This is a genomic window from Croceicoccus sp. Ery5 (genome assembly GCF_020985325.1).
Lineage (GTDB): Bacteria > Pseudomonadota > Alphaproteobacteria > Sphingomonadales > Sphingomonadaceae > Croceicoccus.
Genome location: NZ_CP087587.1, coordinates 1,394,371 through 1,404,758, shown reverse-complemented (window position 1 = coordinate 1,404,758; position 10,388 = coordinate 1,394,371). Strand labels below are relative to the sequence as shown.

11 protein-coding genes and 1 tRNA gene are annotated in these 10,388 nt (G+C 61.3%); 5 read left to right on the top strand and 7 right to left on the bottom strand.

Annotated elements, in window-relative coordinates; genetic code table 11:
* Nucleotides 1-126: 126 nt before the first annotated feature.
* The gene (locus tag LOZ74_RS06515) at nt 127-348 is read right to left on the bottom strand and encodes a conjugal transfer protein TraD (protein WP_230293365.1); all 222 of its coding nucleotides are present in this window, start codon (nt 346-348) and stop codon (nt 127-129) included.
* A gap of 22 nt (nt 349-370) precedes the next feature.
* Entirely contained in the window at nt 371-676 is a 306-nt protein-coding gene (locus tag LOZ74_RS06510; protein ID WP_230293364.1) for a conjugal transfer protein TraD, read from the bottom strand.
* Nucleotides 677-849: 173 nt separating this feature from the next.
* Here LOZ74_RS06510 and traA point away from each other — a divergent pair, with 173 nt between their 5' ends.
* The 3 genes from traA (at nt 850) to LOZ74_RS06495 (ending at nt 5,257) form a co-directional block, all read left to right on the top strand.
* A complete protein-coding gene (gene traA / locus LOZ74_RS06505) occupies nt 850-3,735 on the top strand; it encodes a Ti-type conjugative transfer relaxase TraA (RefSeq protein ID WP_230293363.1) in 2,886 nt (961 codons plus the stop codon).
* Nucleotides 3,736-3,745: 10 nt separating this feature from the next.
* The gene (locus tag LOZ74_RS06500) at nt 3,746-4,504 is read left to right on the top strand and encodes a DUF6118 family protein (protein ID WP_230293362.1); all 759 of its coding nucleotides are present in this window, start codon (nt 3,746-3,748) and stop codon (nt 4,502-4,504) included.
* A gap of 171 nt (nt 4,505-4,675) precedes the next feature.
* Complete coding sequence (locus tag LOZ74_RS06495; protein WP_230293361.1) at nt 4,676-5,257, top strand: hypothetical protein; 582 nt, start codon at nt 4,676-4,678, stop codon at nt 5,255-5,257.
* Nucleotides 5,258-5,330: 73 nt separating this feature from the next.
* Here the strand turns inward: LOZ74_RS06495 and LOZ74_RS06490 are convergent, their stop codons facing one another.
* Both LOZ74_RS06490 and LOZ74_RS06485 read right to left on the bottom strand, forming a co-directional pair.
* Entirely contained in the window at nt 5,331-6,530 is a 1,200-nt protein-coding gene (locus LOZ74_RS06490; protein WP_230293360.1) for a site-specific integrase, read from the bottom strand.
* Between the two features lie 197 nt (nt 6,531-6,727).
* Nucleotides 6,728-6,813: transfer RNA gene (locus LOZ74_RS06485), tRNA-Tyr, on the bottom strand.
* 178 nt (nt 6,814-6,991) lie between these two features.
* Between LOZ74_RS06485 and rlmB the strand changes: the two genes are divergently transcribed.
* Both rlmB and LOZ74_RS06475 read left to right on the top strand, forming a co-directional pair.
* On the top strand, nt 6,992-7,795 hold the full coding sequence (gene rlmB / locus LOZ74_RS06480) for a 23S rRNA (guanosine(2251)-2'-O)-methyltransferase RlmB (RefSeq protein WP_230293359.1): 804 nt from the start codon (nt 6,992-6,994) through the stop codon (nt 7,793-7,795).
* Nucleotides 7,796-7,845: 50 nt separating this feature from the next.
* Nucleotides 7,846-8,673: a hypothetical protein gene (locus tag LOZ74_RS06475; protein ID WP_230293358.1), complete on the top strand. Its 828-nt coding sequence runs from the start codon at nt 7,846-7,848 to the stop codon at nt 8,671-8,673.
* Between the two features lie 250 nt (nt 8,674-8,923).
* Here the strand turns inward: LOZ74_RS06475 and LOZ74_RS06470 are convergent, their stop codons facing one another.
* The 3 genes from LOZ74_RS06470 to LOZ74_RS06460 all read right to left on the bottom strand — a co-directional run bounded on the left by LOZ74_RS06470 (nt 8,924) and on the right by LOZ74_RS06460 (nt 10,382).
* On the bottom strand, nt 8,924-9,499 hold the full coding sequence (locus LOZ74_RS06470; protein ID WP_230293357.1) for an IS110 family transposase: 576 nt from the start codon (nt 9,497-9,499) through the stop codon (nt 8,924-8,926).
* Nucleotides 9,500-9,544: 45 nt separating this feature from the next.
* Nucleotides 9,545-9,940 carry a transposase gene (locus tag LOZ74_RS06465; RefSeq protein ID WP_230293356.1) on the bottom strand — a complete coding sequence of 132 codons (396 nt, stop codon included), beginning with the start codon at nt 9,938-9,940 and terminating at the stop codon, nt 9,545-9,547.
* A 169-nt stretch (nt 9,941-10,109) separates the two neighbouring features.
* Nucleotides 10,110-10,382, bottom strand: coding sequence for an HU family DNA-binding protein (locus LOZ74_RS06460; RefSeq protein ID WP_230281440.1), 273 nt, complete (start codon nt 10,380-10,382; stop codon nt 10,110-10,112).
* Nucleotides 10,383-10,388: the final 6 nt, after the last annotated feature.

Genomic DNA, 10,388 nt, shown 5'->3' with positions numbered 1-10,388 from the left:
GTAAAGCGAAAATGATGTGCCTCGCTAGCTGATTTTGCCGTGTCATGATTGGATGGGGACCGGGCGACGCAGTTAAACCTCTCTGATTCCAACCCATAGCTTCGCCATCGAGTAAGATTTTCCGCTCTACTTCTCCGCCTCAAACGCCCGCTTTCCCCTGCGCCGGAACAGCACCAGCGCCTGCGCACCATCAGGCCCGCGCAGCTTGGCGGCAACGGTGAGGAACGCGCCGTAGAGCGTGGCGCGGTCGTCATCGGTCAGCTCGACCAGATCGGCTTTGGCGACCAGGCCGCCCAGTTCGATCAGTTGCCGCGTCCGCTCGCGTCGTTTAACCTGCCATTCGCGCATGTCGGTTCGTGCCTTTGCCGCCTCAAGCCGATGCCGCGCCGCCGTCGAGCGGGAGAGTACCTTCCGGCTGCTGGCAAGGTCCGCTCGCAGTGTCGCGTGGCTTGCCCTGAAAGAAGGCCGCGCCGCGCTTGCGCCAGCCCTCCCCGATTGCCTTGTCGGTATTGGCGACAGCGTCGAGCAGCACGCCCGCCAGCACATCGGCATCGAGCGCATCGGCTCCGGTTGCCGTGACCAGCGCGCCAAGATCGCGCACACGGCGTTCCTTCAACTGCTTTGCCTTGTCGGCAAGGGCCTTCAGTTCCGAATCAAAATCGCGGGGCTTGCGCATATGTTGTCTCCATCGTTGGTGTGATGGAGTGTTGATAATCTCTGAGCTTTCCCAATGCAGTAAGGTCGCCGGGACAGTGTGATACCGCCTAGTCCCGATCAGGATTTTATCATGAGAGGGCGCGCTTATACGTCGTGCCGACGTGGCGTTTGCGGTGTAACTGGATTGCCGACATGGCAATCTTTCACTTCAGCGCAAAGGTCATCGGAAGGTCGAGCGGACGCAGTGCCGTTGCGGCGGCGGCCTATCGTGCGGGAGAGCGGCTGCACGATGAGCGCATCGACAGAACCCATGATTTCACCAACAAGGCGGGCGTCCTTCACACCGAAGTGATGCTGCCGAAAGGCGCTCCGGAAGCCTTCGCCGACCGAGCAACCTTGTGGAACGCGGTCGAGGCGGCCGAAAAGCGCAAGGATGCCCAGCTTGCCCGCGAGGTCGAGTTCGCCCTGCCCCGCGAGCTGACGAAGAAAGACAACATCAAGCTGGCGCGCGAATTCGTCAAAGCCGAGTTCGTCGAGAAAGGCATGATCGCCGATCTCAATGTGCATTGGGATATTGGCGAGGACGGCAGGGCCAAGCCGCACGCACATGTCATGCTGACGATGCGCGAGGTCACGAAAGACGGCTTCGGCGCAAAGGTCCGCGACTGGAACAAGACCGCGCTGATCGAGCAATGGCGCGAACGCTGGGCCGATCATGTGAACCGCGCGCTTGCGACACGCGACATCGATGCGCGGATCGATCACCGCAGCCTCGAAGCCCAAGGAATTGCGCTGGAACCGCAGGACAAGATCGGCCCCGCCGCCACGCGCATTGGCGGGCGCGGCCTCGAAGCCAAGCGGATCGAGGAACACCGCGCCATTGCCCAGCGCAACGGCGAGCGGATCATCGCCAATCCGGCGCTGGCCCTGGATGCCATCACGCACCAGCAAGCGACGTTCACCAAGCGCGACCTTGCTGCCTTCGTTCACCGACACAGCGACGGCAAGGAGCAGTTCGACGCCGCCTACTATGCGGTGCGCAGTTCGCCCGACGTGATTGCGCTGGGCAAGGACGGACGCGGGCAGGATCGCTTCACTTCGCGGGCAATGATCGAGACCGAACAGCGGCTCCATCGCGCCGCCGACACGATGGCCGCGCGCACCGGGCATGGCGTCGATGATGTGCAACGAAGTGCTGCATTCGCCAGCGCTGCTAAGCGCGGTCTGGTGCTGTCAGGCGAGCAGAAATCTGCCTTCGAGCATGTGACCAACAGCAAGGGACTTGCAGTCGTTGTTGGCTACGCCGGAACCGGCAAGAGCGCGATGCTGGGCGTGGCGCGCGAAGCATGGGTAAGTGCAGACTACAATGTGCGCGGCGCAGCGCTTTCCGGCATTGCTGCCGAGGGGTTGGAGAACGGCTCCGGCATCGCATCGCGCACCATCGCCAGCCTTGAGCATCAGTGGGGTAAAGCCCGCGATCAACTCACGGCCAAAGATGTGCTCGTCATCGACGAAGCGGGCATGGTCGGCACGCGCCAGATGGAGCGCGTCCTCTCGCATGCCGCCAAGGCCGGTGCGAAGGTGGTCTTGGTCGGTGACCAGCAACAGCTTCAGGCAATCGAAGCAGGCGCGGCCTTCCGCGCCATCCACGAGCGCCACGGCGGCGTCGAAATCAGCGAAGTCCGCCGCCAGCTTTCCGCATGGCAGCAGGACGCGACCAGGCACCTCGCCACGGGCCGAACCGGCGAAGCGATTCGCACCTATGAAGAACGCGGCATGGTCCATGCCGCCGACACCCGCGAGGTCGCGCGGACAGAGCTGATCGAGCGTTGGGATCAGGATCGGCAAGCCAGCCCCGGCGACAGCCGGATCATCCTCACCCACACCAATGACGAGGTGCGCGAGCTGAACCAGATGGCGCGCGAGAAGATGCGCGCGGCTGGCGCACTGGGGACGGATGCCACGATCAGGGCTGCACGCGGCGAACGGCAGTTTGCATCGGGCGACCGCATCATCTTCCTGCGCAACGAGCGCGGGCTTGGGGTGAAGAACGGGACGCTGGGGACAGTCGAAATGGCCAGCGCTCTGAGCATGTCCGTGCGCACGGACGATGGGCGGGAAGTCGCGTTCGACACCAAGGACTACGCCCATATCGATCACGGCTACGCGGCCACGATCCACAAGGCGCAGGGCATCACGGTGGACCGCTCCCATGTGCTCGCCACGCCGGGCATGGACAGCCATTCCGCCTATGTCGCCATGTCGCGCCATCGCGACGGGTTGGCGCTGCATTATGGCCGCGATGACTACGCCGATCAGTCAAAACTTGTCCGTACGCTGAGCCGCGAGCGTGGGAAGGACATGGCGGGCGACTACAAGCCCGAACAGGCCTTCGCCGAGCTGCGCGGCATCAGCTTCCGCGAGCGGATCGCGGCGATGGTTCGGCAGGTGCCGGAGAAGGCCAAGTCCATCTTCGGAAACTTCCGTCCACAGGCCCGCCAGCTTGAGCCGCTGCCAGTGCAGGGAAACACGCAAAACGATCAGCGCCGCGCGGTCGAACGCTACGCCCGTGCGCTCGGTGATATCGGCACGATGCAGGCCCAGGGCTTGCCCGTCCTGCCGCACCAGAAGGACGCGCTGGAGAAGGCAGGAAAGGCGCTAGAAGCCATCCGGCCCTATGCCGCCACCGATCTCGCCAAGGCGCTTGATCGCCGTCCTGAGCTGATCGCAGAGGCCGCTGGCGGGCGGACTCAGGAAACCATGCGCGCCATGCAGAACGAAGCCGCCGTGCGCACCGATCCGGCGCTGCGAACCGAGCGCTTTATCAGCGACTGGCAGGGTCTGACCGCTGCGCGCAAACAACTTGAGCAGCAGGGCGACCAGGCAGGTGCAGCGCGCGTGTCGGCCAAGCTGACCGAATTGGCGAAGGGACTTCACCGCGATCCGCAGGTTGACGGCCTGCTGCGCGGCAAGGCCCGCGAACTCGGCATCGATCCGAAGCCCGAACGCAGCATCGCAAACGAACTCACCGCAACCCTCGCCCGCGAGCGCACCCGCGCTTTCGACATGGGCATCTAGGAGAAACGAAATGGAAGACGACCAAATCGAAGAAGTGCAACTGGACCTCGATGTCGAGGAACCGCCCGCGCCGCAGCCAGCGCCGCCGACGGTTGCAGAAACCGATCCGGCAACGGAAGCCTTTGCCCGCCTCGAAGGTGAAATGGCAATGGTACGCCATACGGTCCAGAACATGGCCAGGGAGCGCGCCGACATCGTGATCCCGGACTACACTGCAACGCTCAGCCAGATGGCCGATCATCTGGCACAGGTCTCCAAGACGCTGACCGCAATCGGCAACAAGCCCGCCATCGAGCTGACGCCGGAAGACATCGCGGTTCAGATCAAGCGTGCCTCAAATGACATGCAGCGCGATACGAGCGACCTTTTCCGACAGGGCCGCAGGAACTTCGACAGCGCCGCCACGCAAATCAGTGCGATGGTGGGGCGTGTCCGCACTGAGGACGAACAGAAGCGCCAAACATGGCGCTTCGCAGGAATGGGGTTGGCTGCCGGTATGTTGCTATGGTCGATCCTGCCCGGCACCATCGCGCGCGCCATGCCTGAAACCTGGCATTGGCCCGAACGGATTGCTCGCAAGGCCGTTGGCGAGCCAACCATCGTGGAGGCGGGCATCCGGTTGATCCGGTCGCAAAATCCCCAAGCTTGGGAAGAACTAGCAGCGACGCAGCACATTGTAAGCGTTAACCGGGAAGCCTTGGAGCGCTGCAATGAGCGCGCGAGAGAAGCGGAAAAGCCAATCAATTGTTCAATAAGGATATCACCATGAGAGGTCCACATTACCATTGCCTAAGCATCGTCCCGCCGCTCAGCCTAAGGCTCCTAATGCCGCCGTTCGATACTTTTGCCTTTTGGGAAGCGAGAACTCGACAAGGCACCTAATGTGCTCTGATAATCTTGTTTTTCCTGCTAGGTCCGACCCGAACTGATGGGAGCGTTTATGACTTGGATAGTGTGGATCGGCATTGCGATTGTGGTGTTGTTTTTCCTCATGCGTTCGAAATCAGCGACATCCGGCCATCCTGCGGACGTTCGTAGGCAAGTCGGCGATGCGAGAACGCGCGCTGAGGTATTGCCAAAGGAGCAGCGCGTCGAGCTGGCCAATGAAGTACGAGAAGGGGCACTCGAAAACTACGACCGAAATTTTCAGATCGCAAAAGATCATGGAAAGGACGATAGCTTCGCTCACCAAAATGGCGTGCTGTCGGCAGTAAAGTCGATTTTGGCGCCAAACGGTACAAGCTCCCGACACGCCGAGCAGGAATTGTTGACGGAGGGAGTTCCATTCAACAAGACCGAGCCTTCCAGCGGCCGTGTGGCCATCGCGGAGTATCTCGTTTGGAAGTTTTTCCCCGCCGAGGCGGACGAACTTCTCTTTGCCGAGCAGCTGCTCCGCTACCGAGACGAGATCATTGAGGCATCAGAGACGGAGGATGAGCCTGACCAGTTCATGATGGTGATGCTTTACAGCATGAAGTTCGACTGGATGCGCTGGATCGCGGACAACCGGCCAGCAGCATAATCTCGGTGTTAGGCGGAGGCGATGACAACATCCTTCTTGCCGGTTGCGCCCCTGTCAACATTCACCCCCAATCTCACTGGAGTTCTTCGAGAGCTGCCACGCCATTGCAATAGCTTCCCCAAGCCTCCATTAGCTTCACCCGTGCGCCGGGATTCTCCGGCGTGCCGAGATAGGTCGTGCGGCGATATGCGGCCTGCACGGCATCGGGCGTCTTGTGCGCCAATGCCGCTTCGACAACCGCATTGGGAAAGCCTTCGTTCGCGGCCCAGTCGGTAAAGCTGGAGCGGAAACCATGAACGTGGAAAGGCTCCTGCATGTCGCGCATGACCTTGAGCAGCGTCATGTTGGACATTGCCTTGCCGGTCATGCCGGGGAAGACCACTTCGGCGCCCTCCATCTGCATCGCTTCTGCCTTCATGAGGACCGCCAGGGACGCCTCTGAAAGCGGCACCATGTGCGCCCTGCTGCGCTTCATGTGTTCGGCTGGGATTGTCCAAAGGCGCTGGTCCAGATCGAATTCGTCCCATTTCGCGAGCCGCACTTCCTGCGAACGAACGCCAGTCAAAATGAGTAGGTCCAGCGCCAAACGCGAATAGGATGGTTTGCGACGCAGCGCGGTCAGGAATGATGGGACGGCGACGTATGGCATCGCCTTGCGGTTTGACGGTTTCTTGATCTGTCGCGGCAGCCCTCGCCCAGCTTTCAGGCTGCTATTGCCCGATGGAGCCTCCGTGGAGCGCCAGCCCTTTGCATGGGAGTAATCAAGCACCGCGCAAATCCGGTTGCGAACCTGGCGGGCCGTTTCGGGAATTTCCTGCCAGATGGGGGTGAGCACCCCGATAATGTCGGCAGCGGTGATTCCGCCTGTCGTCATGTCGCCCAGCTTTGGGAAGGCATAGTTTTCGAGGCTGGCCAGCCACTGGCGACCATAGACATCGCTTTTCCAGCCTGCCTCGTTCTCGGAGTGATATTGGGTGGTGGCTTCGCGGAAGGTTACCTTGGCCGCTTCCTCGTCCTTGCGCTCCGTCAGCACATCCCGCTTTTCGACCTTTACCGCCTTGCGGAGTTCGGCTGCTTTCGCGCGCGCCTCGGCCAGCGTCACCAGCTTGGCGCTGCCCACACCGATATCCCGTCGCTTGCCATCCTGTTGGAGTCGCAAATTCCAGTACGCACCCCCGCGTTTGTCCACTTTCAGGAATAATCCGTCACCGTCCTGATAGGTGCCCGGATTCGCCAAAGCTGCCTTGACCGCTACTGCCGTGAGTTTGCCCATTGCTCTACCCCCACAATTTTCGGGACCGAGTTGCGAAACCAAAGTGTGGGGGTAAGCCACTTTACCCCCACATTACCCCCACACTTGGTTCCGACTGCACGCAAATTGCAGCGGACAAATGCGGACGGTAAGGGCGATAATACCCTTGGTTTTCTGCGATTTCTAGGGCTTTTCGGGGATGTTCTGAGAAAGGGCGGTGGTGGACAGGGCTGGATTCGAACCAGCGTACGCTTGCGCGGGCAGATTTACAGTCTGCTGCCTTTAACCACTCGGCCACCTGTCCACACCGGTGCATGAAGGGTCCGAAAAGACCCCTGGCGAAATGCTCCGTAACCGGAGCCAATCGGCCGAGAGGCGCCCCTTTGGCGAAGCTGCGCTTGCCTGTCAATGGGGGGACTGGCAACAGCGCGTTGATAAAGCAGATTCATGGCCGCACCGGCCATTCCAGAAACGAGGTACCAGTGGCCAACAAGGGCGAAAAGAAAGCATTGCGCGGACGCGCGGGGCGCATGCAGGGCGGACGCGGAAGCGGGCGCGGGACCAAGCGCGCGGTGCGCCTGTGGGGCCGCCACGCCGTGCTTGCCGCGATGGAAAACCCCCATCGTAGCATCAACCGCATCTGGGCCACCCATGAAATGATGGACGAATTGCGCGCCGAAGGGATCGAGCCTGCCCCGGACGTTCGCGTCGAATTCGCCCAGAACACCGACCTTGCCCGTCTGGTCGCACGCGATGCGCCGCATCAGAATATCGTGATCGAATGCGACCCCCTGCCCGATCTGTTCCTGAAGGACATTCTGGAAGGCGATCCGGCCGCCCCCGTGGTCATGCTGGACCAGGTGACCGATCCGCATAATGTGGGCGCTATCATGCGCTCTGCCGCGGCGTTCGGCGCGGCGTGCATCGTCACGCAGGACCGGCACGCCCCGCCCGAATCGGGCGTTCTGGCCAAATCCGCATCGGGCGCGCTGGAAACCCTGCCGTGGGTGCGTGTCGTCAACCTTGCCCGCGCCCTGGACGAGCTGGCCGAGGCGGGATACTGGCGCATCGGCCTTGACGGCGACGGCGAGGTAACCCTGGCCGAGGCTTTGCCAGCCGGACCCGTCGCGCTGGTGCTGGGCGCCGAGGGCGACGGATTGCGCCACAATATCGGCCAGCACTGCGACCAGATCGCGCGCCTGCCGATCAGCTCTACGGTAGAGAGCCTGAACGTGTCGAACGCGGCGGCGATTTCGCTTTACGCCTGCGCAATGCGTTCGTTCTAAACAGGCTGCAATGGGACGGGCCGGGCGATTCGGCCCGAAGGGGGGATCACATGTTTCTGAACAGACTGGCGTGCGCGTCGCGCATTCTGCTGGCCGGTGCGGGCGCGATGGCGTTGACGGGGTGCCTGTTCACGCCCGGCAAGTTCGATTCGCAACTGGTGCTGACCAAGGGCGGTCATTTCAGCTTTAGCTATGAGGGTGAGATCACCACCATGGGGCTGAGCCAGATGGCCGCGATGGACGAGCCGGAACCGTTCGAGCCCGCCTGCTATGACGAGGATATGGAGCTGCGCGACTGCACCGGCGAGGAAATTCAGGAGCAGCAGGCAGACTGGGAAGACGAACAGGCCGAAGACGCGCGCGACAAGGAGCAATTCGCCAAGATGTTCGCCGGCATGGATCCCAGCGATCCCGAAATGGCCGAAAAGCTGGTCTTGTCGCTGAAAAAGATGCGCGGCTGGGACGAAGTCTCGCATCGCGGCAATGGCGTCTATGATGTGAAGTTCCGCACCGATGGCATGCTGACGCACAGTTTCCTGTTTCCGGTGCTGGAAGACATGCCGGGGATGACTCAATTCGTGTCGGTCACCCCGCGCGCCGATGGCAGCGTGCGCGTAGTGGCCCCCGGCTTCGGCGGCGACCAGTCGGGCATGGGCCAGAGCATGTCGATGATGATGGCTATGGGCGCAGCAAAGAACAATGGCGGTGACGATACCGAAATCGTCCTGCCCGACGGCCAGTTCACCATCCGCACCGATGGCGACATCCTGACCAACAACACCGACGAAGGCCCCGTGACCGAAGGGACACTGAAAGTGCTGCACTGGACCGTCGACACGACCAGCAAGGTCGCGCCCACCGCGCTGATCAGGCTGTAACGCGCGCCTGTACGCGTTCGATTTATCCGGAGTGTTGTCTAATTGATTTGATCATCGGACTTCCTTCTTCCCGTTGGCCAAGGGTTGTCTTCGAGGTCATTGGACGGCTTTGCCAGCCTGTTGTCCAAGCCTTCATGATCGCGGCCGGGCGGTCTGGGTTGGATGTCTCTGTGTCCGACACGAGGTTAGAACCTCGACGATCCGGTCGAGATCATCCGGGCATGGCTGTCCGGGAAGAGATACGCCAGGCTCAGGCCCAGCGGAACTCTGTCTCGTGCAGCCAAAGCGAATGGAGCAGGATAGCGAGCTTGCGGGCTACCGCCGTCCGTGCACGTTTGGTGCCTTTAGCCTCTTCGATACGCTTGCCCCATTCCCGCAACGCGAATGGGCGCTGCACGCGAGATAGCACCACATTGGCAGCTTCATAGAGGGCACGGCGCAGCAGCCCGTCACCGGCTTTGGATATACTACCCAGCGTGTCGCGTTCTCCAGATTGGCTTCGGCGCGGAACGAGACCAGCATAAGCACCAACATCCTCACTTCGCGCAAAGCGATGGGGGTCTTGGATACTGGCTGCATAGGTGAGCGCTGTAATCGGACCTACGCCTGGAACTGTCATAAGTCGAACGCAGACGGGATCGGCCGCCGCACGCCTTTCAAGCAGTCGGCCAGATACACGCAATTGCTCCTCCAAAGCCTCGATTGAAGTTATCAATGGGGCAAACAACGGTTCGAGATCCGGTCGCTGCTGGAACAGCGCATGCAGACGTTCTGCGTGCTTCCCGGTCGTATTCACCGATCCCATCCGCAGGCCGAAAAGTTTCATGAGCCCCCGCAACTGGTTCGCCATGGCATTCCGTGCAGTAATCAGTTACATGCGAATACGGAGGGCAGCTCGGTCAATGTGTGTGGCCGATGCCTTCATATGGACACGCTTGAACCATCCGGTCCGCGCAAGATGCGCCAGCCCTTCAGCATCATGGACGTCGCTCTTATTGACCCGCGCGGCCAACACACCCTTAGCATGTCGAGCACAGATGCACTCGACGGGGACACCTCGCTCGGTCAGGCCATGATAAAGGAATGTGGCAAGTGCACCGGTTTCGAGCACGGCGCGAACCAGATCAGGGCCATATTTCTCGAACCATTTGGCCAGAACCTCCGGATCACTCGCCACGACATCACATCGCAGAACTTCCCCGTCAGAATCTACGAGACATACATGTGTGGTCTTGTCGCTTACGTCCAACCCTGCATAGATCGACATTGGTCACCCTCCTGCATTGAAGCGTTCATGCGACTTCGTACCATCTAGGAGGGTGGCTACATCAATTACGCGGTGTCCATAGAAAAACCGCGCGGAGGGCATGGCCTTCCGCGCGGTTTTGCTTGCCGTGTCCGCCGCGCTTTTCAGGCGGCGGCGCAGCGTGCGGTGATCAGTTCACCGAGTCCTTCAGGCCCTTGCCGGCCTTGAACTTGGGCTGAGTCGATGCCTTGATGGTCATCGGCTCGCCGGTACGCGGGTTGCGGCCGGTGGATGCCTTGCGCTTGGCGACCGAGAAGGTGCCGAAGCCTACCAGACGAACCTCATCCCCTTTTGCCAGCGAGGCAGTGATGGCGTCGAAAACGCCTTCCACGGCCTTGGTGGCATCGCTGCGCGACAGTCCGCTGGTTTCGGCGACTTCGCTGATCAGCTCGTTCTTGTTCATTTAGGT

Bases quoted from the DNA above. Each gene is read 5' to 3' on its own strand.
- LOZ74_RS06470 (WP_230293357.1), bottom strand. From the start codon at position 9,499: ATGAAACTTTTCGGCCTGCGGATGGGATCGGTGAATACGACCGGGAAG.
- LOZ74_RS06460 (WP_230281440.1), bottom strand. From the start codon at position 10,382: ATGAACAAGAACGAGCTGATCAGCGAAGTCGCCGAAACCAGCGGACTG.
- LOZ74_RS06490 (WP_230293360.1), bottom strand. From the start codon at position 6,530: ATGGGCAAACTCACGGCAGTAGCGGTCAAGGCAGCTTTGGCGAATCCG.
- LOZ74_RS06475 (WP_230293358.1), top strand. From the start codon at position 7,846: ATGTTTCTGAACAGACTGGCGTGCGCGTCGCGCATTCTGCTGGCCGGT.
- LOZ74_RS06495 (WP_230293361.1), top strand. From the start codon at position 4,676: ATGACTTGGATAGTGTGGATCGGCATTGCGATTGTGGTGTTGTTTTTC.
- LOZ74_RS06465 (WP_230293356.1), bottom strand. From the start codon at position 9,940: ATGTCGATCTATGCAGGGTTGGACGTAAGCGACAAGACCACACATGTA.
- LOZ74_RS06510 (WP_230293364.1), bottom strand. From the start codon at position 676: ATGCGCAAGCCCCGCGATTTTGATTCGGAACTGAAGGCCCTTGCCGAC.
- traA (WP_230293363.1), top strand. From the start codon at position 850: ATGGCAATCTTTCACTTCAGCGCAAAGGTCATCGGAAGGTCGAGCGGA.
- LOZ74_RS06515 (WP_230293365.1), bottom strand. From the start codon at position 348: ATGCGCGAATGGCAGGTTAAACGACGCGAGCGGACGCGGCAACTGATC.
- LOZ74_RS06500 (WP_230293362.1), top strand. From the start codon at position 3,746: ATGGAAGACGACCAAATCGAAGAAGTGCAACTGGACCTCGATGTCGAG.